Here is a 22307-nt window from a genome sequence, read left to right on the forward strand (position 1 = left end):
CAGCGGAAGACCGCGTTAGCGGGCTGAAGCGGCCCCGCCCGACGTAGTTCCCGGAGCGTAGCCCAAGCGCACCACCACTGGAGTTGCCGACCCACCGCCTAGCGGCGGTTTGAAAACAAACCCAAGCGTAAAGTGCACCCTTGCGGGCGCAGACTTACGCTGACGGACAGCGTTAGGCCTTTTCCAGCTTGTCCATGGTGCTGTTGAGGGCGGCGTCGACGCGGTTGTTGTTCTTGTTGTTGGCGTGACCCTTCACCTTGTTCCAGGTGATGCTGTCGAAACGATCAACCTGCGCGAGCAACTGTTGCCAGAGTTCGGCGTTCTTCACTTCTTTACCACCTTTTTTCCAGCCGTTCTGCCGCCACTTCACGTACCACTTGTTCAACATCGTGTTGATGACGTAGGCGGAGTCGGAGTAAACATTCACCGGCAGGTCGGTACGCTTGAGTGCCGTAAGCCCCTGGATGACCGCCATGATTTCCATGTAATTGTTGGTGCGGCCGAGTTCGCCGTCGGATAGCATTTTCTCGTGTTCACCAAAAATCAGCAGTGCCGCCCACGCGCTTGGGTCGCTGGATTTCACGCTGCCGCCTGCGTAGTTCCCGTGATTACGATTGCCGCCGTCTGTGTACACTTCGATGCTTGTCATTGTCGAACCTCTTTCTTTGGTAGAATGGTAAATGGACTGCTTCCCGTCAGGATAGATTTTGCAAAATGCGGCGGGAAATACAAAGTAAGGATGAATATGAATGATTGAAATTGATTTAGTGCGCCACGGCCGCACCGTGTTTAACGAAGAACGGCGCGTGCAGGGTATGGCGGATTCAGAACTGACGTCCAATGGCCGCCAGCAGGCACTCGCCTTGGGCCGTGGCCTGCAATTGGCTGGTAAAACTTATGGCCAGATTTACGCTAGCGATTTACAGCGGGCCAGTGATACGGCCCGTTTAGTTGCCGACGGAATGGGAAGCAAGCTTGACGTACGCACCGATACCGGTCTGCGCGAAGAGGACTATGACCACTACGAGGGCTGGCCCGTTGATGATTTTGCCCGCACGGTGTTAGGTGTGCCCAACTACAAGAATGCCATTGCGACCGGCCGCTACACATTGGAAACTATCGCGGACAAGACGCGCTGGGTGAGTGCGCAAAAGAATGCGGCGACCACCGCGGAAAGTACGGCGATGGTGATTGCCCGCATTGATGACGCACTGCGGCGCATTGCCCTGCGCGCCGAACACACCGGCAGCATGCGTACGCTTGTTGTGAGTCACGGCACCGCGCTTTTGATGTGGCTGGCGTCGGCTGGTAAGGGTGTACCCGGTCTGGAAAGCCTGAAGAACTGTTCCGTGACGACCGTCTATTTCGACGAAGGTGTCTTCAGCATCAAGACGGTTAACGAGCTGACTTACCTGGAGCAGGGAACAGCGGCGTTGCGCAAAGCAGGTAGATAACTGCAATACCCAACGGCACCACGGTGAACAAAATGCCGCGCGCACCAAGGTAGTGGGTACACAGGCCGGATAGTGTGGCACCGACAATCAAGCCGAGGATGCAGGCCGCACCGTCAATGGCCTGATGGTAGGCGGCGTTGCTGCGGTGGATGATGCCATCGTAGAGCCCGGTTGCCGCGTTACGCAGGTTCCCCGTCATCATGACGGACGTGAACGCGCGGCCGCGCAGACTGCGGAATTCTTGCAGTTGGGCGGCGGCAATGATGGCGACCAGTGAGCTGGCCGCGATGTCTGACAGGTAAGGCGCGATGATGGCGATAACCAGCGCCATGGCGATTTCAAAACCGAGGACAATCAGTGCCCGCTTGCGGCGCGTTTCGTTTGCCTGCAGAGAATGCTGCAGGCCGCGCACGACCACGGTGCCGACCGCGAACACGATAATCGGGATGATGTGGCTGATCATGGATGGCCAGTCGCCGTTCCCAAGAGCAAGACCGGTGAGAATCATGTTCCCGGTCTGCAACCCGGCAAATACCCCGCCATGAGCGAGGTAGGTATAAGCATCAATTGAGCCGGCGGTGGCTGCGAGCAGCATGCCCATCGGCAAACGTTCGGTACTGGGAAACTGTGGCGTCATGGTGGCCTCCTGCATGAATGATAGGTATCCATTCTAACATGCTTTGGCAGAGTGCATCAGGCGCCAGGCAAAATGCTGCTGGGAATATCTTGTATGTGCGTTGAACTATGCCCGGAGCATTTCCCAGGTAATAAAGTGGCGCCTAGCCGTGACAAAATGGTAAACTGGGACGGATAACTTTTCGGTAAAAGCCCGCGGTGGCGCACATGCTGCGGCGTGGGACGTATATATGCAACTTTGGTCAATGGAGGCTAGACGTAAGAATGGACAACAAGCGCTTATCGAGGCGGAACCTGTTTTTCATCGGGACCATGCTGTTCGGCATGTTCTTTGGCGCCGGTAACCTGATTTTCCCTGTATTCCTGGGGCAGGCATCTGGTAAGAACATTGTGCCGGCGGTGCTCGGCTTTCTGATTTCTGGGGTCGGTCTGCCGCTGATGGCGGTGGCCGCCATCGGGATGAGTAAGGATGATGGCGTGTTCGGTCTCGCTAGCAAGGTTGGCCGCCGCTTTGCGTTGGCGTTCACGGTCATTTTGTACATGGGGATTGGCCCGTTGTTCGCAACCCCGCGCTTGGCCACCATTTCTTACGAAATTGGTCTCGACCCGTTCATTCCGGACAAGTACCAGCATCTCGCGCTCGCAATTTTCTCCGTGTTGTTCTTCGGGACGGCGTGGCTGCTCGCGCGTAAACCCGGCCGCATCATGGTTTACATTGGCAAAATTCTGACGCCGGCTTTCCTGGTGACGCTGGTTTTGCTGCTACTGTTTGTGGTCATCTTCCCGATGGGCGGCGTGCATGAAGCCGCAACGGCGGCCTACCAACACGGCGCCCTGGCAACTGGATTCACTGAGGGGTACATGACCATGGACGCCTTAGCCGGCTTGGCCTTTGGGGTGGTCGTGGTCAGTGCGATTCGCGACCTCGGCGTTAAGAAACCTGCTGCCATCGCCACGGATACGCTGCGTGCCGGCATTATCGCGGCAGTCCTGATGGCCGTTTTGTACTCAGTTTTGGCCTACATGGGGCTGACCAGTCTCGGCCAGTTCGATCGCGCTAGTAACGGCGGTATCATCATCGCCCAGATTGCCCGTTATTACTTCGGGACGCTCGGCAGCATTCTCACGGCCATCATCGTGATTTTGGCCTGTCTAAAAACTGGTGTGGGTCTCATCACCGCCTTCGGGGATATGTTCAAAGAGCTCTTCCCACAGCTGAACTACCAGCACCTGATCTTGGTTGCCGCGGGCGTGCCGCTGCTGCTGGCAAACGTGGGCTTGGACCACATTCTGCTGATTTCAGAGCCCTTCCTCTACTTCCTGTACCCATTGGCTATTGTGCTGATTGTGCTGACGTTGATTGCCAAAAGTTTCGGGGACGCGCACCTCGTGTACGTGGTCACCGTGAGCGTGACGGCGATTCCCGCACTGTTGGATGGTTTGAACGCCTTGCCCGCAAACCTGCACGTGGGCGTGATTAAGGTGCTCCTGAACTGGGGCGGCTACCTACCTGGATTTGCGCAAGGACTGGGGTGGACCATTCCTGCAGTCTTGGCCTTTGTGATTTCGGTAATCATCAGTCGCATTTTGCCAAAACAGAACGCAGTCATTGAAAAATAAATAATGCGTGACCGGTGCCCGTGTGGCGCCGGTTTTCTTGCCTGCAGGTACCTTTTGCGGCTTACGGGTGCTTGCACATCTGCAAGCTGCGTTCTAAGATTAAGAAGGACATTAGTCGAATTTTGGAGGGAAAAATATGCCAGAGAATAACCTGAGCTTTGATCAGTTGAACGATCAGGCCAAGAATAACGCCGTAACAGACTTCGGGCGCTTCTACGTGAAGCACCTGCGGACCGATGGCCTGGACGTCTTCGCCCAGCTTGACCACTCCGGATACATTGCCGACATTAACGAATATATGATGGAAAACACCGCCCTGCACAGTGACGAATTGCTTTCTAGCGTTATCCGTCAGCGTCGTGGCAACCTTGAGGGCTTGATTCAGCAGATGGGCCTCCAGTTTAACGATGAGGGTAAGGCACAGCCTGAACTCGAACAGTGGTACCTGAACGAGAAGTCAGCTACCGCCGTTCAATAAACCAGAATTGCATGCAGGCTCCGTCCTTTTAGGACGGGGCTTTTTTTGTTGCCGTTGTTTGCCAGCTAGCGAATAGCGAGCACACATTTACTTTACAAAATTAATCTAGACCATTAGCAAAATTTTGGTGTTTTGGCCATCATAAGTCAATATCTATAAAAAATATTATCTTTTTGTGTTGAAAACGCTTGAACCGGCTGGGGGCAATCCGTTAGATTTAAGTTATGGAGAGGATTATCAGGATCTAAAAAGCAGAAAGGAGGCTGCCATCCCGATGTCCAATAGAGTGCGCTAAAGGCGTTTAGCACGCACCGCCTTTAGCAGGAGTAGAAGAGTGAAGCTAGCAAGAATGCACTGCGAAGTGGGAGCGGACGCAGTGCATTCCTGCGGCATTCCGGAAGGAGGAGCACCATGCGCAAGACGTTACGGTGCATAGCCATCCTCGCCGTGTTGCTGATGCAGCTGCAGGGCGTGTTCGCCATCAGCAATGTCGACGTGAAGGCACAGGACGAAACCGTGCTTTTGAACAACGACGCTGCGAAGGTTACAGTGACCCCAGTAGTCACTGCGACTGAAGTTGAGTGGACGATTGACTATGCTAAACACGCACCGACTGATGCCTCGGCGCGCGCGATTCGCTTTAAACTGGCGAGCGCAGCCGACGGCACGGGGACGGTGCAACGCAAAGACGGCGATTTACAAGACAAGGTAGACGGCGACGATTGGTACCGGCAGCCAGCAGCAAGTACCGCTGAAGAAACCGGCAAGTTGGTTGTGAGCACACCGCGCGTGAGCGGCGCTAAACTCTACGTGTGGATCCAGCTTGATAGCACCAACATGGGCCAAACCAGTGAAGTACTGGCGAGTCCTGAAGCCGACTACAAGACGGTTGAAGCACCGGTTGTTGAAGAAACACCGGAAGAAGTGGCACCGGCACCTGAAGTGACAGAAACACCGAAGGAAGAAGTGCAGGTGGTTGCCCCTGAAACTGAACAGGAAGAAGCAACGACCACAGAAACTGCACCAGTTGCGGAGAAGCAGGAAGCAGCGGTGCAGGAAGAAGTTGCGAAGAAGGAAAACAAACGCGCAGTTTCTGCAGCGACTCGTTGGACGGTAGCCGCACCGGGTGCGGTGATTGGCCGTGTACGGGCAGGATCCCAGACAACAACGGACCCGTTTGAATATGTGCGTAACGAAGAAGTGAAGAGCCAGCATCCAAACCACGGAACTGACCAGCACCAGGGAACGGATCAAGAAAAGACTAGTGTTAAGAATTACAACTACGCGGTAGCGGATTCTAAGACTAGTAACCTGGTTGAAACGCCGTTGAATGGTGGCTTGAACTTTGACAATGGGTACACTGCATATCGCGAACCTGAAGAAAATGGCTTGGTTGGATACACCAAGAAGACAGTTAGTCCGCTTGGCGATGGCGACTTCCAAGTGCAGATGGACATGATTGGCCAAGCGATTCACTCACAGCAACTCGTTGATGTTGTGTTCGTTCTGGACACATCAGGATCTCTTAGTATCGGTAATCGCTGGCAGGAACTTCTGGATGCGGTAGATTCCTTTGCGGATACCGCACTTGCATACGATGGTGTTCAAATCGGGTTAGTTAACTTTTCCGGACAAGGTAACGGGAACACTAAAGGTCAGATGACAATGTTCAAGGATAAAGGTAACAAGGAGTACCAGACCTTTACAACTGACAAGAACACTCTGATGTCTAGCTCGTTGCTTTCATCCAGTGGACCCGGTAGTAAGTGGACTGCTAGTTTCTTTGGTCTTGATCTTGGACTGCGTATGTTGATGGGTAGTGATTTGGGAGCTCGTGATAATGCCCAAAAAATTTTAATTAACATTACCACTGGGACTCCGAGTCTAGAAGCTACAGAAAACTACTACAACAAAAATGGCTCGATGGGCACAGTTAATGACGCGATGGAAAATGTGCCGTCAAAAGCAAACAGTGGCCAGGGTTATATTGATTGGGACCTCAACCGGAACAACGGTGATTTGCACACTGAAACTACTAATTCTACAAATACCGTTAAATTCATTAATAATCGTCTTAATCAGGCAGAACAAGCCAATGTTAAGTCGTACTCAATTGGTTACCACAATGATGATGCAGCGAACTCTGTGATTGTTGCGCTTGGTAAAGAAGCCTACTACAACACTCAGAGTAGTTCTGAATTGCAACTAGCGCTTGAACAAATCATCAACAAGTTCACTGCTAGCATCCAGCAAGCGACAGTAACTGTTCCACACAGTCAGTTTGTTGAATACAAGGAAGGCTCACTGGTTAAAGAGTACCTAACTCTCACGGGCGGGAGCCTGACGAGTGGCAGCGTGGATGCGGGCGATGCACCGCAGTACGCACAGAACGCAAAATACTCTGCGACAAGCACTGGCATTAACGTGTCAGACTTGACGCTTGGTGGCAGTAAGACAGCTGCAGATGGCCTGCGACTGACTTACATCGTGCACCTCAAAGATGAATACCAGATTGGTAATTTCTACCCAACATCTGGCACCACTTACCTGACCAACAACGTTTCTGAAGCTCGTCATCTGCATTTTGCAGTGCCATCCGTACAGATGGGCACGCACCTGACAAACGTTCGCGTTAATAAGGATTGGCAGGATGATGGCAACAAGTACCAGACGCGTGATGACGTGACGATGACCTTGTACAGTCGCACTGTTGGTAGTGAAAATGATTGGACTGAAAAAGGCAAGAAGGTATTCACTTCTGGCATGACTAGTTTCGATTTCGAAGGCATGCCGCAATACCAAGATGGTAAAGCCCTTGAATACAAGGTAATCGAAACCGTGGGCGCTAGTGGCACCCACGTACCTGGCTACGCGCTGCCAGAATACAGCGGTAGCGTGTCTGCGATTCCGACTACTGAAGGCGATGTGCCAACCATTACCGTGACCAACACCTTGAACTACACGAACTACGACTTTACCAAGACCGATGCTAATGGCAACAAGCTGAGCGGTGCAGTCTTCGAAGTGAAGCGTAATGGGGTAGTGTTCGAAGGCCTCAGTGGGACCGAAACTGGTAGCTTCAAACTGAACCAGATGCCAATCGGCGAATATGTCTTCACTGAAACCACGGCGCCTGATGGTTATGATGGTGGCGCAAGCTTCACGGTGAAGGTTGAAGACAATGGTAATGGCGGCCTGAAGTTGACGTCAGAAGGTATCAACAACAAGCAAGTGATTAACGAACTGAAGCCGTTTGAACTTGAACTGGTTAAGTACAACCGGGATAGTGAAAAACTTCCAGGAGCAGAATTCAGCATTAAGGGTATGGGCATTGATACTAGCGGTACTACCAATAGCGAAGGTGTCCTGGAATTTGATTCTGACATTCAGCTCAAACCAGGTACCTACACCATCAAGGAAACCGCAGCGCCAGATGGTTACCTGAAGCATGAAGGTGAATTCACCCTTGTCATTCCGAGTGAAGGCAAGGAAGCAACACTTGAATACAGTAAGGATGATCTCGACGACTCTGACTACAGTGTTCAGAAACTGGAATACACGAACAGCGAAGCAAAGTACAACAAAGTGTCTATCAGCATCATGGACATTGAAGAAGCTGACGTGCCACTGCCACTGACTGGTGGCTCCGGACTGGGTGCCTTCATCGTGATTGGTATCCTCCTGATTGGCACCGCGGGGTACCTGAAACTGGTCGATTGGCGTAAGAAACGGGGAGGTGATGGTAATGCTTAAGCGAATTATCATCGCGTTCTGTCTGGCCTTGGGCCTCATCGGTGGCATGACGCTGACGCATCACGCGCAGGCGGCAACTGGTGACACGACCGAAGTGATTTTGCACAAGCGGATCTTCCCGAAACTGCAAAATGACGGCACAACGCACCAAAATGATGGTCAGCTCTTGGGGCAAGACTCCGACTTGTTGACCAAGACGGAAGGGCTGAATGGCGTTATCTACGATGTGTATGACGCGACCAGCCTGATGCAAGACGCGCTCGACGCGGACATGACGACCGCCGAGTTCGTTGCGAACTACACGGACCGTGACCGTGACTCAGCCTTGCAGCTGATTGAAGAACGCGGGTTGACCCACACGACTGAAGCGACGACTGCGTTTGACGCAGCGCTGAATGAAGATGGGGTCGCACGCCTCAATCTGCCTTCCAAGGCAGCAAGCGGCCAAACCGCCGCGTACTACTTGATTGAACGCGAAGTGAACCACGACGACGTGCAGGTGGACATTGCGCAGACCAAGCCAATGATGATTGTGCTCAACGTGAAGGGCGAAGACGGGCAGGTGCTTAACCCGCTCCACATTTACCCGAAGAACGACGTGTACGCACGTGACCCGTACTTCTTCAAGTTCGGTGCGGACGCAGATGGCAACGAACACCGGCTTGCGGGCGCAGAATTCGTCTTCACCAAAATGGGGGCGGAGGGCCAGACCCTCTACCTCGCGGCGAACCAAGAAGACGCTGCGATTCTCAAGTGGGTGGAAAGTAGCACCCCTGCAACTGACGCGAACGTGGCCCGTTTCACCTCAGACAAAAACGGTCTGGTGGCCACACCAGGCATCTGGGTGCCAAGCGGTAACTACGCATTCTACGAAGTGAAAGCACCTGCTGGTTACGTTCTGGATGAAAGTGCCATTCCGGTGGTCGTACCACCAATGGCGCAGGATGAAAACGGCGAACGGCACGTAACCGTGAACGGCGTGGACATCATCGAATCCGACACTGGCATTTTGCCAAACGACGTGATCGAGAAGGCGGAAGCGCGCGTGTACAACTACAAGAAGGCGGCTTTGCCGGAAACTGAAGAGCAGGAAATTCTCCCGCCAACCACTTCCACACCAAGCAAGCCAGCCGGCAGTACCAGCAGTGGCATTATCCCGCAGCTGGGTAACAACAGCAGCACCTGGCTCATTCTCCTGGGACTGGCAGTCATGCTGGGTTCCGTCCTTATCTGGCGCAAGCGCCGGGCGGCAGGCAACTAATGAGATCAGTAAATTCCAAAGAAGAAGGTACAAAACGATTAGTGGACCGTAAACAAACGGGGATTGCGCAGGTGCGCAATCTCACTCATGAGGAGGAAAACAACATGAAAACCAGCAAAAAATTCCGCAGCTTAATGGTCTCCGCAGCAGTGTTGGGGATGATGGGCAGTAGCCTGGTAAGTACGGCGACTGCGGTAATGGCGGCGGGCGAAACGGGCGAAAAGGTCAGTGTGACGATTCACAAGAAGGATGCGCTGAACTACAACACCAGTATTGATAACACTGGTGAAGAATTGGACCATCTTGATGACCTTAAGGATCTTCCTGGCATCAACTTTAGCATCTATGATGTAAGCGATATTTTCTACGACAAATATTTAGATATTAAAGATGATGACGACATGGAACAAAAAGCGAAGGACATCATCGAGGATATTACCAACAATATTCAAACCCATATTGAAGGTAAAGACCCGATTCATACAGAGGATACTGATCCAGATGGGAAAATCAATGCAAGTTTGAACAAATACACTGCTGAAGATCGTCCTGCAGTATACGCAGTTGTTGAAACTGACGAAAACATGGCACCAGCACAGCCTATTGTATTCATGACCAACATTAAGGGCGAAGGCGGTACGGATTTGAAATCGATTCACCTGTACCCAAAGAACTACACGCTAGACAAGGTCATGGTTGGACATGAGGATGAAACTGGAGAAAAGAATGCAGTTGATGTGGCGGTAGGTGACACGTTAACTTACCGTGTTAAATATGCGATTCCGTTTGACATTGAAAACACAGCCTACACTAGCATCAAATTGACAGATACTTTGCAAGGGGCAGATTTTGTTTCTGGATCAATGAAAGTATTCCATGGAGACAAAGAACTGACAGATTCATTGAAACCAGTTGAAAGCGACAATTTGATTTTAGGTGGTACCGCTGGTGAATTGTTTACACTCACCTACGACTTAAGCAACGCTTCTGTGAAGGAGGACCTTGCGAGTTACCCTGGACAGACTTTAACTGTTGAATACAAGGTTAAAGTGACTAATGCAATGTTTGCAGATGAAGAAAAATCCAACAGTGCCACGTTGAACGTGAATGGACCTGGCATTAAATCCGAACAGGAAGATACTTCGATTCCTTTCACAACTGGTGGGTTGCAAGCATTTAAGTATGGTAAAGGCAATCAAGCGAAGGGACTGCCAAAAGCCGAATTTGTTCTCTACAAGGGTACAGGCGCGAATATTTTGTACGCAAAGTTTGATCAGACTAAATTGCCAAATCCGCCTGTAATCAGTTGGGTTAGCGATAAGGAAAACGCAACCCGCTTGGAATCAGACGGTGATGGCCGAGTTGCAATTAGTGGCCTGAAATATGGTACGTACACCTTGGAGGAAACCAAGGCGCCAGATGGATTCGTCCTTCCAGCTGAGGGTAAGAGGGCCGAAACCTTTGAAGTAAAAAAGGGTACCTACGCTCTTTCTGCAAGTCAACCAATTGAAAACGTTCCAGAAGCCGACGGTTCCCTCCCACTCACTGGTGGTATCGGTGTTATCACGCTGATTGTAGTGGGTGGCACGATGATGGCCATCAACACACTCCGCAAGAAGAAGGAAGACTAACAGACAAACAGGGGGATGATGCAGATGAAAGGCTGGCTCAGGAAGACAATTTTTATCATCGGCTTGTGCATCTGCATCTATCCTTTTGCAAGCCGGGCGCTCAACTACTTGCGGATTCAGCATGACTTCCAGACGATTAGAGTCAATAAGGAACGTGAACGGAAGTTGGCCGAAAAGCTGGACAAAAGTACCGGGCAACCGCTCATGACCGAGTTCACCACCAGCAACATCAAGGGCAAACTCGCCGATCAGTTGCTCGGCAGCATCGCGATTCCTAAGCTCCAGGTGGCATTGCCGCTCTTCAGCAACGTTTCCGACGCCGCATTGAATCGCGGTGCGGGGGTGTTGCCGGGATCCGGCGCGCCGACTGGGGGTAAGGGCAAGCACAGCGTCATCTCGGCGCATGCGGGGCTGCCCGGCAAGGAGTTCTTCAGCAATCTGCATAAGCTGAAGGAGGGCGACAAGTTCCTAATCACCGTCGCTGGCAAAACGCGGGCGTACAAAGTCGACGCCGTGAACACCGTGCTGCCAACCGACACGCACCTGCTCAAACGCCAAGAAGGCAAGGACCTGGTTACGCTGCTGACCTGCACACCAGTACCGGCGAACACGCACCGCCTGCTGGTCCGCGGTCACCGCGTGCCGTACACGCCGGCGCTCGCCAAGACGGCAACCGCAGCGGGCAAAAGTGGCACGGCCCGGAGCATGGTCATCCTCGCTGGCATCTTCTGGGGCCTGCTGACACTGATTGGGTACGCAATCGGCCGCCGCAAAGCAAGCGACGCCTAAACGCACCATAATATAGTAGAAAGTGACTCAAAACCGCACTGCGGGGGTGAGTCACTTTCGTGCGTTTCGCGAAGTCCTTACCGGCCACACATATTTTCTGCTAGAATAAATAAATACATAGATGCGTATTCGAAAGGGAGGTCGGCCTGAAGCGATGGAGCCACACCTGATTATTACAGACATCGACGGCACGCTTGCCGTCGATCACCAGCACGTTTCGCCGCGCACAGTTGCGGCGCTGAACCGGGCCATGGATGCGGGCAGCCGCTTCTTCGTGGCGACCGGCCGGATGTACGCGCTGGCCAAAATTATGGCGGATCAGGTTGGTCCTCGCGCGGGGGTCATCGGCTCCAACGGGGCGGTCTACGACTTTGCCGGCAAGCGGGTGCACCACCTGCTCGGGGAAGAAGCGCTGCGGGCTGTTAACGCGGTCACAGAAAGCCACGGGCTGACCGCCTTCTACTTTAGTGACGAAACGGTTTACTACACCAAGACGCCACCGACTTTTGTCGAGGACGCATTGCGGGTGTTTGAACCTAGCGGCCTGACCGTTGAAGTGCAAGCCGTGGGATCGATTGACAACTTGCTGCGGCATGTCGGCGAGATTACCAACGGGATTGTGATTAGCCCGCGCGATGCGTTTGGGCTGAAACGCTCGATGTCCGAACTGGATGCCTCCGGTCTGTTGCACCTGTCAGCTAGCAACTCCGACAACATGGAGCTGATCCCCAAGGGCGTCGACAAGTCGACCGCCATTACGGAGCTCCAGAAACTTAGCGGGATTCCACCGGAGCGCACCATTGTCTTCGGCGATGGCATGAATGACCGGGGGATGCTGCGCAAGGCCGGCATCAGCGTGGCCATGGGCAATGCGGTGCCTGCGGTCAAGGAGATTGCGCGCTACCAGACCGCCAGCAACACTGAAGATGGGATTGCCCTGTTCCTGGAGCGGTACTTTGATTGGAAACAAGACTGAGTAACAGTGAGATAATTTTGAGAATTTGACGGGTTCCGCGGCGGCGGGGCCCGTTTTTGTCTGCTCATGGCTGACAGATGTAAATCGCTTGCAATACGCGCAAACGCTTACAGAAAAATCGCTCACGCTAAGATGAGAAATGTGACGAAATTGGTCAGGCTTTTTGCAAAATTATCCGTCTCACTTCTTTAATTCGGCACAAACGCCGCCAAATTAGCGTTCAGAAAGCATGACAAAGCCAAAATTAAGCCAATAATGGCCGGAAAAGTGCGTTTTTCGGACGAATTTATGAGCAGATGCCCTTTACTTTAATCGCGTTCTAATGTACATTTTTAACTAACAAACTACGAAAGTTTCACGCTAGTCCGAATGCTGATTTTTATCCGTACATAAATGTTCAGCGTTGACCGGCAAACTTTTGTACAGCTTGGCAGAATAATCTGTCTTTGCACTTATTAAGCGAGGGAGAAGCACATGACAAAGTACATCATTAAGCGTATCTGTTATCTGCTCCTGACATTGTTCATCATTGCGTCCATTACGTTCTTCTTGATGAAATTAATGCCAGGGACACCGTTCAACAACCCGAAGATCCCTGCTGAGCAGTTGGCTGCCTTGAAGAAGGCCAACGGGCTCGACAAGCCGGTCTACGTCCAGTACTTCAAGTACTTGGCTGGTGTTGTGCACGGCGATTTCGGGACATCCTACCAGTTCGCTGGTCAGAGTGTTTCCCACCTGATTAGTTCCCGTGTGGCACCTTCTTTGCAGATTGGTGCTCAGGCCATGGTTGTCGGCACACTGCTCGGGATTCTGCTTGGGGCAATCGCCGCAATTCGCGCGAACACGTGGGTTGACTCCGTTGCCACCATCTTCGCCATCCTCGGCCGGTCCATCCCTAACTTCGTGTTTGCGGCTCTGCTCCAGTTCTGGCTCGCGTTCAAGTGGCACATCTTCCCAATCGCATTGTGGGATGGGGCTTCGTCATCCGTTCTGCCAACGATTGCGCTGGCTATGGCGCCACTGGCCCAGACGGCACGATTCATGCGTACCGAAATGGTCGATGTCCTGAACTCCGATTACATTGAACTCGCCCGGTCCAAGGGTGAATCTGAATGGCAAACCGTTGCTAAGCACGCACTGCGTAACTCCATGATTCCAATCGTCACCATCATCGGACCTATGGCCGTTGACCTCATGGTTGGGTCACTGGTTGTTGAAAACATCTTCGCTATCCCTGGTATTGGGGAACAGTTCGTTCGCTCCATCCTGACGAACGACTACCCAACCATCATGGGCCTGACGATGATGTACTCCGTAATGCTGGTTGTCGTGCTGCTGGTCGTCGATATCCTCTATGGCTTCATCGACCCACGTATCCGTCTTGCTGGGGGGTCTAAATAAGTATGGCTGATTACAAAATTAACGCTGATAGCTTTACCAAAGCACATATTGAAAAAGAAGCCTCAGAACACATCTCCACACCTTCACTGACCTTCACGCAGGATGCGTTCCGGCGTCTGAAGCGCAACAAGGTGGCCATGGTGGCCCTGTGGATTCTCATCATCATGATTCTGCTGTCCGTGCTGTCCATTTGGATTTCACCACACAACCCAGATACGCAGCACCTGAAGTGGAACAACTTGCCACCAAAGATTGCCAATTTCAACATTCCTGGTTTTAACGGGCACGGCCTGTACCAGGGGGCTGAAACTGACGTCTACAAGGCTAGTGGTGTGCCAAACAACATTTGGTTCGCCCTGGGGACTGACTCACTCGGCCGTGATATTCTCAGCCGCATCCTCGTTGGGACCCGTGTTTCGCTCTTTGTTGCCTTCATGGCGACCCTGTTTGACCTGACCATCGGGATCCTTTATGGGATTGTCTCTGGTTGGAATGGCGGGATTGTCGATAACATTCTCCAGCGGATTATCGAAATCATCAGTTCCATTCCTAACCTGGTTGTGGTTATCCTGATGCTCCTGGTGTTCAAGCCAGGTCTGACCAGCATCATCGTGGCGATCGCGTTTACTGGCTGGGTGACGATGGCCCGACTGATTCGTGCTCAGACGCTGCAGTTGCGTGACCAAGAATTCGTTTTGGCGGCGAAGACGCTGGGCGAATCACCTTGGAAGATTGCGCTGCACCACCTGATTCCAAACCTGTCTTCAACTATTATCATTCAGACCATGTTTACGATCCCAACGGCGATCTTCTTTGAAGCTTTCCTGTCCTACATCGGGATTGGGATTCCTGCACCAACGGCTTCTCTGGGGACTTTGCTGTCTGACGGGCAAAAGAACTTCCGTTTCCTGCCTTACCAGATGGTTTACCCCGCGATTGTTATTTCGGTTCTGATGCTGGCGTTCAACCTGCTCGCCGATGGTCTGCGTGACGCCTTTGACCCACGCTCTGCACGCTAGGAGGTGTAATTGTGAGCAAAATCCTTGAAGTAAATAACCTGGAGATTGATTTCAACACTTACGCCGGTACTGTGCACGCGATTCGCAACGTGTCCTTCCACCTTGATAAGGGGGAAACACTGGCAATCGTTGGTGAATCTGGTTCTGGTAAGTCTGTTACCCTGCGCACCATCATGGGCTTGCTGGCTAAGAACGGGGAAGTTAAGAACGGGGAAATCCTGTTCAACGGTCAGGACATTCTCAAGAAGTCCGAAAAGGAACTCAACGCGATGCGCGGTAACGACATCTCGATGATTTTCCAAGACCCAATGACTTCTCTTGACCCAACAATGCCAATTGGTAAGCAAGTGGCCGAAGTGCTCCGCATTCACGGCAGCATTTCCAAGAAGAGCGCGCTCGATGAAGCTGCTCGAGTTCTGGAACTCGTTGGGATTAAGGACGCCAAGGCGCGTCTGAAGGACTACCCACATCAGTTCTCAGGTGGTCAGCGGCAACGTATTGTTATCGCGATTGCCATCATCAACAACCCGCAGATCCTCATCGCCGACGAACCAACCACCGCGCTGGACGTGACGATTCAGGCCCAGATTCTGAACCTGCTGAAGGAACTGCAGACGAAGATTGATACTTCAATCATCTTCATCACCCATGACCTGGGGGTTGTGGCCGGGATTGCGGACCGAGTTGCGGTTATGTACGCCGGCAAGATTATTGAGTACGGGACCGTTGATGAAATTTTCTACAATGCCCAGCACCCATACACTTGGGGCCTGCTCGAATCCATGCCAACGCTGGAGACAAACTCCGACCGTCTGCACGCGATTCCTGGTACGCCACCAAGCTTGATTAACCCACCAGTTGGGGACGCCTTTGCAGCCCGTAACGCATACGCCATGAAGATTGACACCGAACAGGAACCACCATTCTTCAAGGTCTCGGACACGCACTACGCCGCAACATGGCTGCTCCACCCAGAAGCACCCGCTGTGGAATTCCCACCAGAAATCGCGCGGCGGCGTGAAGTCTGGAAGAAAATGAACCCGCAGCTTGCAGGCAAGGATCCCGAAGCACAAGCACCTGCACCAGAAGCAAAGGCCGCTGCAAGTAGTACTGAAAAGGAGGCTGACTAAATGGCTGACGAAAAAAAGGAAGTCTTGGTCTCCGTCAAGCACCTGGAACAGTTCTTTAACCCTGGTAAGAAGGATGAAGTTCGCGCGATTCAGGACATCTCCTTTGACATCTACAAGGGTGAAACACTCGGGCTGGTAGGTGAATCCGGTTCTGGTAAGACCACAACTGGTCGGGCCATTATCCGGCTGTACAAGCCAACGAACGGGGAAATCCTGTTCAACGGCACGGACATCGCTAAGCTGCGCAACGGTTCCAAGGACATGCAGGAATTCCGGCGCGAAACCCAGATGATTTTCCAAGATCCATACGCGTCCTTGAACCCCCGGATGAAGGTTAAGGACATCATTGCTGAGGGGATTGATATTCACCACTTGGCAAAAGACAATGCGGACCGTGACGCACAGGTTGCAAACCTGCTCGAACTGGTTGGGCTTAACCCTGACCACGCAACGCGTTACCCGCATGAATTCTCCGGTGGTCAGCGGCAGCGTATCGGGATTGCCCGCGCGCTTGCCGTGCAGCCTCAGTTCATCATTGCCGACGAACCTATCTCCGCGCTGGACGTTTCCATTCAGGCCCAGGTTGTTAACCTGCTGAAGGAAATCCAGGAACAGCGGAACCTGACTTACCTGTTCATCGCGCATGACTTGTCCATGGTTAAGTACATTTCCGACCGCATCGCCGTTATGCACTACGGCCGTCTGGTCGAACTGTCGACAGCGGATGAAGTTTACAACCACCCACTGCACCCATACACGCAGAGCTTGCTTTCTGCCATTCCAATCCCTGACCCTGAAGTTGAACGTCGCCGCCGGCCGGTGGAATACGACGCCAGCATCGAAGAAGACGGCCAGAAGCGGACGATGGTTGAAATCACCCCAGGTCACTTCGTTTTCGCTGCTGAAAGCGAAATTGAAGGCTACAAGGCCAAGGCTGCGAGCTACAAGTAGGTAGAGAGAGCGGATTTCAATGCGTTTAGCCACCGAGCACTAACGTAATCAGCCACCTATTTCCGTACTTTGGGAATAGGTGGCTGATTGGGTTAGGCACAGGGGGCTGCATTGGAAGCCGCGTTTGTAGGCCGGATTCTCACCTTGATTCAGATTGGTCAGAATCCGGCCGAGTGCGGAGCACTCTAGTAGATTTGTGCATAAGTACAGAGCAAGCCCGACACACACCGCACAGGACGGTGTCTTGTCGGGCTTGTTTTTTTACATATTGACGAATTAATGAACGCGGAGGAAACGGATAATGACTGACTTCGATTTTGCAGAACTAGATGCACTGAATCGCAAGCAAAATTTTAGTGGTGCCTACATGGTCTTTGATCGACACGACATTTTGCATAGCGGTGCTGCCGGGGTGGCGGATTACACAACCGGTGCACCGTTTACGCTCGATACGGTCAGTGCGCTGGGGTCAACTTCCAAACAGTTCACCGCGACGTTGGTACTGCGGCTGGTAGCCAGTGGCAAGTTGGCGCTGGATGCACCACTTGCCAAGTACCTACCCGAGTACAGTCACGCGGCAGAGGTGACCATGCGGCAGCTGCTGAACATGGACTCGGGCGTGCCGGACTACACCGACATTCTGGCTGATCAAGTCCAGAAACAGTGGGCGGACGCACTGAACGACGAGAGTCTCGGCGTCGTCATGAACCAAGTGGCAAGTGATGATTACAACTTCGCGGAATTGTTGGCGCTCATTAACGGGCGGCCACTGGACTTTACTCCCGGCAGCAAGTTTGCTTACAGCAACACCAACTACATGTTGCTCAGTTACGTCATTGCGCGCATCGTGGGGCAGCCGTTTGCACAGGTGCTGACTGAAACCTTGCTGCAGCCATTGGGTTTAGACTCGGCACGCGTGGGCACCCAGTACAGCGAGGCCAATGGTTACGTGCTGGCGAGTGGGCAGCCGCATGCACTCGGGCGCGGTCGGCACCTGACTGGCGACGGTGAACTCGTGATGAACGTGCGCGACCTGGCGCGCTGGGGCCAGGCGGTGCTGAATGGGCAGACCTTGCCACCAGAACAGCTGCAGTTGAGCTTTGACCTCGTGCACGGTGCGTACGGCATGGGCTGGATGCACCGTGGTCACATTTATCAGCACGGTGGCCATATTCTGGGTTACTGGGCCGGGATTTATCTGGATATTGAACACAAATGGGGCAGTGTGTGGCTCTTTAATACGGCTCAGAAAAGTCTCACACCGGATGCCACGTGGCATAAACAAGTGTTCAAATGGCATGAACGTGAAGCGGTTAAGAGAAATTAGTGACGAAAAGATTAATATTTAACTGTTAAAAATGAGACGAAAGTGCTATTCTCTAATAGTCACATATCAAGACATTTTGACTAAGGAGAGTTACATAATGGCACAGAAGAATAAAGCAATCTGGCTCAGCGTCATGGCAACGACGCTGGCCCTCACTCTGTCGGCCTGCGGGAGCAAGTCTGCAGATAGCGGCAAGAAGCAGTCTGTCACAATCATGAGCAAGGACGTCATTTCGACGATGGACCCAGCGCTGGCAACGGACACGATTTCCGGGCAGGCAATGGAAAACGTCTACTCCGGTCTTTACCGCTACGACGGTAATAAACTCAAGCCCGACATGGCCAGCAAGATGGCCACGGTTTCTAAGGATCAGAAGACTTACACCTTCACCATTCGCAAGGGTGCAAAGTGGAGCGATGGCAAGGAAGTCACCGCCAAGGACTTTGAATATGCTTGGCAGCGTGCCGTCACCCCAGCCACCAAGTCCGAGTACGCCTACATTTTCAGCGGCATCAAGAACGCAGATGCCATCACCGCCGGCAAGAAGGCCCCATCCACATTGGGCGCTAAGGCTATCGGTAAGTACAAGTTCCAGGTCACCCTGGAAAAGCCAATTCCATACTTCCAGTCCATGATCACACTGCAGACTTTTGACCCCGTTGAGAAGAGTCAGGTTACCAAGTGGGGTAAGAAGTACGGCACCAGCGCCAAGACGCTCACCTTCAACGGTCCTTACGTCATGAAGAAGTGGAACGGCTCCGACAACACCTGGAAGCAGACCAAGAACAGTAAGTACTGGAACGCCAAGAACGTGCACATCACGACCATCAAGAACCAAGTGGTCAAGGACAACAGCACCGCGCTGAACCTGTTCCAGGCTGACAAAATTACTGACGTCGCCGTTTCTGGTGACACCGCCATGCAGATGAAGAACGACAAAGCTTACAACGTGGTCGGCATGAACGCCACCTACTACCTGGAAATGAACCAGCAGCGCATTGCCGGCTTCAAGAACCAGAAGATTCGTGAAGCACTTAGCCTCGCCGTTAACCGGAAGAGCTTCATCAAGAAGGTTCTGGGCGATGGTAGCGAACCAATCGCAACGGTTGTGCCAAGCAAAATGATGTACAACGACAAGACCGGCAAGGACTTCGGCCCCGAAGCCGCTAAGAAGGTGCAGTCCTACGCCAGCTACGACCTGAGCAAGGCTAAGAAGCTGTTCGCTGAAGGGATGAAGGAAGCCGGGCAGAAGAACCTCGAGTTTACCATCACTTCTGACGACACTGACGCTGCTAAGTCCACACTGGAATACCTGCAGAACGCCTTCAGCAAGCTTTCCAGCAGCGATGCCAAGATTACGGTCAAGACCAAGTCCGTACCGTTCAAGACGCGTGTGAGCCTGTCCATGGCCCACAAGACGGACATGGTTGTCACAGCCTGGAGTGCTGACTTCCCAGACGCCATTTCCTTCCTCAGCCTGTTCACGACCGGTGCTTCCTACAATATGGGGAACATCTCCGACAGCCACTACGACAAGCTGATCTCCGCAGCGAACACGACAGATGCTACCAACACCACGAAGCGTTGGAACGACATGCAAGAAGCTGCCCAGTACCTGACCAAGAAGTCCCTGGTCATCCCAATGTATCAAGTTGGGACCGCGCACCTGACCAAGATCACGGTTAAGAACATGCGCTACACGCCAAACTCACTGATTAACTTCGTGGGTGCGACTAACAAGTAAAAAAGAGTGGACCACAACGCGGTCAGCTCCTGAGCACTAGGCCAAAAGGTGTCGATTCCCATGTGAGGGGGAGTTGGCACCTTTTATGTTCTGGTCTAGTTCTCATTTTGCGCCTAATTATGCCCCGAAAAGTGACATGAGACACGGCAAAAGTCCCAAATGTGTCCGTGAGTCAAATTAACATGTTTACAATATGCGGACTATACAGCCGTCTGTGTCTACATTTTGTATATTTGTGACGAAAATAAGAAAAATATGACTAAAGTGAGTTTGCTTTAATCTAAAATTGGGATATTCTAAGAACAATCAAATCTCGAGGGGGATATACCTTTATGAAGAAGAATCGAATGTGGCTTGGTCTTACGGCGACCTCGCTTGTATTACTGTTAGCAGCTTGTGGTAGCAAGACGTCTAGCTCCAGCAAGGGCCAGACTGTTAACCGGATGGAAAAGGATGTTATTGCCACCATGGACCCAGCCATGGCAACTGACGTGATTTCCGGTCAGGCCATGACCAACGCCTATGCTGGTCTTTATCGTTTTGAAGGTAAGAAGCTGAAGCCTGACATGGCAGCCAAGATGGCCACCGTGTCCAAGGACCAGAAGACTTACACCTTCACCATTCGTAAGGGTGCCAAGTGGAGCGACGGCAAGGAAGTCACAGCGGCTGACTTCGAATACGCTTGGAAGCGTGCCGTTGATCCTGCAACCAAGTCCCAGTACGCCTACATCTTTAGTGGTATTCAGAACGCTGATGCTATTACTGCCGGCAAGAAGCCGGCATCCAGCTTGGGTGCCAAGGCCATTGGCAAGTACAAGTTCCAGGTTAAGCTCGACAAGGCAATGCCTTACTTCGAAAAGATGATCTGCCTGCAGACTTTTGACCCAGTCGACAAGAGTCAGGTTAAGAAGTACGGTAGCAAGTACGGTACTAAGTCCAGCACACTGACCTTCAACGGACCTTACGAACTGAAGGGCTGGAACGGTTCTGACAACAAGTGGACTCTCACCAAGAACAAGAACTACTGGAACGCCAAGAACGTTCACATCACCAAGATTAACAACCAGGTTATCAAGGAAAACAGCACGGCTGTTAACCTGTTCCAGGATGGCAAGATTGATGATGTTGCCATTTCTGGTGACTCTGCTTCCCAGATGAAGTCCGACAAGGCCTACAACGTTGTTTACCAGAACGCGACCTACTACCTGGAAATGAACCAGAAGAAGGTTCCTGCATTCAAGAACATCAAGGTGCGCCGCGCGATTTCCATGGCCATCAACCGCAAGGACTTTATCAAGCAAGTGCTTGGTAATGGTTCCCAGGCTATCTCCACCGTTGTGCCTGCCAAGATGATGTACAACGATGCCGGTAAGGACTTCACCACCGAATCCGACAAGAAGGTCGGCAAGTACACGACCTACGACCTCAAGGCAGCCAAGAAGCTCTTCGCTGAAGGGATGAAGGAAGCCGGCCAGACGAACCTGAACTTCACCATTCTGACCGACGATACTGATGGCGCTAAGAGCACCGTTCAGTACCTGCAGTCCGCATTTGAAAAGCTGGCTTCTGGCAACCTGAAGGTGAAGGTCTCCACTCAGACCGTGCCATTCAAGACCCGTCTGTCCCTGTCCACCGCGCACAAGTTTGACATGGTTGTCTCCGCTTGGAGCGCTGACTTCCCAGACGCCATCAGCTTCCTCGACCTGTTCACGACTGGCAACTCTTACAACCGTGGTCAGTGGTCCGATGCTAAGTACGACAAGCTGATCAACGCCTCCAAGACCACCGACGCAACCAACCCAACGGCACGTTGGAACGATCTGGAACAGGCTGCTCAGGAAATGACGACCCAGGCCGGTATCATTCCTGTTTACCAGCTTGGTGAAGCGCACCTGACCAAGACATCTGTTAAGGGTATGGAAATGAGCCCTAACGGGATGTACAACTTCATCGGTGCTACCAACAAGTAATATTAGAAGCAAAAGTCATGCTTAGAAGAAGCGTCATTCGCCCACGTGGGGGATGACGTTTTTTCGTGCGTGCGAACACGTGTCAGACCAATAACAACGGGGATTTAAGGACGTTGGTCGGTGCGACAAAATGACCGCGTTTTGCGGTGGGTGTAGCATAATTAAAT

The 22307-nt window shown here is 52.4% G+C and carries 17 protein-coding genes; 15 read left to right on the plus strand and 2 right to left on the minus strand.

Features of this window, described 5'->3' with window-relative positions:
• Window positions 1-172: 172 nt before the first annotated feature.
• Entirely contained in the window at window positions 173-649 is a 477-nt protein-coding gene (locus tag EKM97_RS04825; RefSeq protein WP_125571153.1) for a ribonuclease H family protein, read from the minus strand.
• Between the two features lie 100 nt (window positions 650-749).
• On the opposite strand from EKM97_RS04825, the gene EKM97_RS04830 reads away from it, so the two are divergent.
• Entirely contained in the window at window positions 750-1454 is a 705-nt protein-coding gene (locus tag EKM97_RS04830; RefSeq protein WP_125571154.1) for a histidine phosphatase family protein, read from the plus strand.
• Here EKM97_RS04830 and EKM97_RS04835 read toward each other — a convergent pair.
• On the minus strand, window positions 1396-2091 hold the full coding sequence (locus tag EKM97_RS04835) for a YoaK family protein (RefSeq protein WP_164507433.1): 696 nt from the start codon (window positions 2089-2091) through the stop codon (window positions 1396-1398). The two genes, EKM97_RS04830 and EKM97_RS04835, sit on opposite strands and share 59 nt — an antisense overlap.
• A 263-nt stretch (window positions 2092-2354) precedes the next feature.
• Here EKM97_RS04835 and brnQ point away from each other — a divergent pair, with 263 nt between their 5' ends.
• The 14 genes from brnQ (at window position 2355) to EKM97_RS04905 (ending at window position 22140) form a co-directional block, all read left to right on the plus strand.
• Window positions 2355-3710, plus strand: a complete 1356-nt coding sequence (gene brnQ, locus EKM97_RS04840) for a branched-chain amino acid transport system II carrier protein (RefSeq protein WP_125571156.1) — start codon at window positions 2355-2357, stop codon at window positions 3708-3710.
• A gap of 136 nt (window positions 3711-3846) precedes the next feature.
• Window positions 3847-4188 carry a hypothetical protein gene (locus EKM97_RS04845; RefSeq protein WP_125571157.1) on the plus strand — a complete coding sequence of 114 codons (342 nt, stop codon included), beginning with the start codon at window positions 3847-3849 and terminating at the stop codon, window positions 4186-4188.
• Between the two features lie 411 nt (window positions 4189-4599).
• Window positions 4600-7941: a SpaA isopeptide-forming pilin-related protein gene (locus EKM97_RS04850; RefSeq protein WP_125571158.1), complete on the plus strand. Its 3342-nt coding sequence runs from the start codon at window positions 4600-4602 to the stop codon at window positions 7939-7941.
• On the plus strand, window positions 7934-9202 hold the full coding sequence (locus tag EKM97_RS04855) for a pilin N-terminal domain-containing protein (RefSeq protein ID WP_164507434.1): 1269 nt from the start codon (window positions 7934-7936) through the stop codon (window positions 9200-9202). Before EKM97_RS04850 ends, EKM97_RS04855 begins: the two co-directional genes overlap by 8 nt.
• Before the next feature lie 104 nt (window positions 9203-9306).
• Window positions 9307-10833, plus strand: coding sequence for a SpaH/EbpB family LPXTG-anchored major pilin (locus EKM97_RS04860; protein ID WP_164507435.1), 1527 nt, complete (start codon window positions 9307-9309; stop codon window positions 10831-10833).
• A 15-nt stretch (window positions 10834-10848) separates the two neighbouring features.
• A complete protein-coding gene (locus EKM97_RS04865) occupies window positions 10849-11622 on the plus strand; it encodes a class C sortase (RefSeq protein WP_125571161.1) in 774 nt (257 codons plus the stop codon).
• 154 nt (window positions 11623-11776) lie between these two features.
• Entirely contained in the window at window positions 11777-12598 is an 822-nt protein-coding gene (locus tag EKM97_RS04870) for a Cof-type HAD-IIB family hydrolase (RefSeq protein WP_125571162.1), read from the plus strand.
• A gap of 474 nt (window positions 12599-13072) precedes the next feature.
• Entirely contained in the window at window positions 13073-13999 is a 927-nt protein-coding gene (gene opp3b / locus EKM97_RS04875; protein WP_125571163.1) for an oligopeptide ABC transporter permease, read from the plus strand.
• Between the two features lie 2 nt (window positions 14000-14001).
• The gene (locus EKM97_RS04880; RefSeq protein ID WP_125571164.1) at window positions 14002-15018 is read left to right on the plus strand and encodes an ABC transporter permease; all 1017 of its coding nucleotides are present in this window, start codon (window positions 14002-14004) and stop codon (window positions 15016-15018) included.
• Between the two features lie 11 nt (window positions 15019-15029).
• Window positions 15030-16148, plus strand: a complete 1119-nt coding sequence (locus EKM97_RS04885; protein ID WP_125571165.1) for an ABC transporter ATP-binding protein — start codon at window positions 15030-15032, stop codon at window positions 16146-16148.
• A complete protein-coding gene (locus EKM97_RS04890) occupies window positions 16149-17099 on the plus strand; it encodes an ABC transporter ATP-binding protein (RefSeq protein WP_125571166.1) in 951 nt (316 codons plus the stop codon).
• Window positions 17100-17400: 301 nt separating this feature from the next.
• Window positions 17401-18426 carry a serine hydrolase domain-containing protein gene (locus EKM97_RS04895; RefSeq protein ID WP_125571167.1) on the plus strand — a complete coding sequence of 342 codons (1026 nt, stop codon included), beginning with the start codon at window positions 17401-17403 and terminating at the stop codon, window positions 18424-18426.
• A gap of 97 nt (window positions 18427-18523) precedes the next feature.
• Window positions 18524-20170 (plus strand): peptide ABC transporter substrate-binding protein, encoded by a 1647-nt coding sequence (locus EKM97_RS04900; RefSeq protein ID WP_225419213.1) that lies wholly within the window; start codon window positions 18524-18526, stop codon window positions 20168-20170.
• Between the two features lie 332 nt (window positions 20171-20502).
• Window positions 20503-22140: a peptide ABC transporter substrate-binding protein gene (locus EKM97_RS04905; RefSeq protein WP_125571168.1), complete on the plus strand. Its 1638-nt coding sequence runs from the start codon at window positions 20503-20505 to the stop codon at window positions 22138-22140.
• The last annotated feature ends 167 nt before the right edge of the window (window positions 22141-22307 follow it).

Origin of the sequence: Lacticaseibacillus songhuajiangensis (genome assembly GCF_003946025.1) — a bacterium.
GTDB classification, from domain to species: domain Bacteria; phylum Bacillota; class Bacilli; order Lactobacillales; family Lactobacillaceae; genus Lacticaseibacillus; species Lacticaseibacillus songhuajiangensis.

What these genes read in the sequence shown, in the direction of transcription:
- EKM97_RS04880 (WP_125571164.1), top strand. Translation starts at nt 14,002, where the DNA reads ATGGCTGATTACAAAATTAACGCTGATAGCTTTACCAAAGCACATATT.
- EKM97_RS04860 (WP_164507435.1), top strand. Translation starts at nt 9,307, where the DNA reads ATGAAAACCAGCAAAAAATTCCGCAGCTTAATGGTCTCCGCAGCAGTG.
- EKM97_RS04870 (WP_125571162.1), top strand. Translation starts at nt 11,777, where the DNA reads ATGGAGCCACACCTGATTATTACAGACATCGACGGCACGCTTGCCGTC.
- EKM97_RS04825 (WP_125571153.1), bottom strand. Translation starts at nt 649, where the DNA reads ATGACAAGCATCGAAGTGTACACAGACGGCGGCAATCGTAATCACGGG.
- EKM97_RS04890 (WP_125571166.1), top strand. Translation starts at nt 16,149, where the DNA reads ATGGCTGACGAAAAAAAGGAAGTCTTGGTCTCCGTCAAGCACCTGGAA.
- EKM97_RS04865 (WP_125571161.1), top strand. Translation starts at nt 10,849, where the DNA reads ATGATGCAGATGAAAGGCTGGCTCAGGAAGACAATTTTTATCATCGGC.
- EKM97_RS04855 (WP_164507434.1), top strand. Translation starts at nt 7,934, where the DNA reads ATGCTTAAGCGAATTATCATCGCGTTCTGTCTGGCCTTGGGCCTCATC.
- EKM97_RS04900 (WP_225419213.1), top strand. Translation starts at nt 18,524, where the DNA reads ATGGCACAGAAGAATAAAGCAATCTGGCTCAGCGTCATGGCAACGACG.
- opp3b (WP_125571163.1), top strand. Translation starts at nt 13,073, where the DNA reads ATGACAAAGTACATCATTAAGCGTATCTGTTATCTGCTCCTGACATTG.
- EKM97_RS04830 (WP_125571154.1), top strand. Translation starts at nt 750, where the DNA reads ATGATTGAAATTGATTTAGTGCGCCACGGCCGCACCGTGTTTAACGAA.
- EKM97_RS04850 (WP_125571158.1), top strand. Translation starts at nt 4,600, where the DNA reads ATGCGCAAGACGTTACGGTGCATAGCCATCCTCGCCGTGTTGCTGATG.
- EKM97_RS04845 (WP_125571157.1), top strand. Translation starts at nt 3,847, where the DNA reads ATGCCAGAGAATAACCTGAGCTTTGATCAGTTGAACGATCAGGCCAAG.
- EKM97_RS04835 (WP_164507433.1), bottom strand. Translation starts at nt 2,091, where the DNA reads ATGACGCCACAGTTTCCCAGTACCGAACGTTTGCCGATGGGCATGCTG.
- EKM97_RS04905 (WP_125571168.1), top strand. Translation starts at nt 20,503, where the DNA reads ATGAAGAAGAATCGAATGTGGCTTGGTCTTACGGCGACCTCGCTTGTA.
- brnQ (WP_125571156.1), top strand. Translation starts at nt 2,355, where the DNA reads ATGGACAACAAGCGCTTATCGAGGCGGAACCTGTTTTTCATCGGGACC.
- EKM97_RS04895 (WP_125571167.1), top strand. Translation starts at nt 17,401, where the DNA reads ATGACTGACTTCGATTTTGCAGAACTAGATGCACTGAATCGCAAGCAA.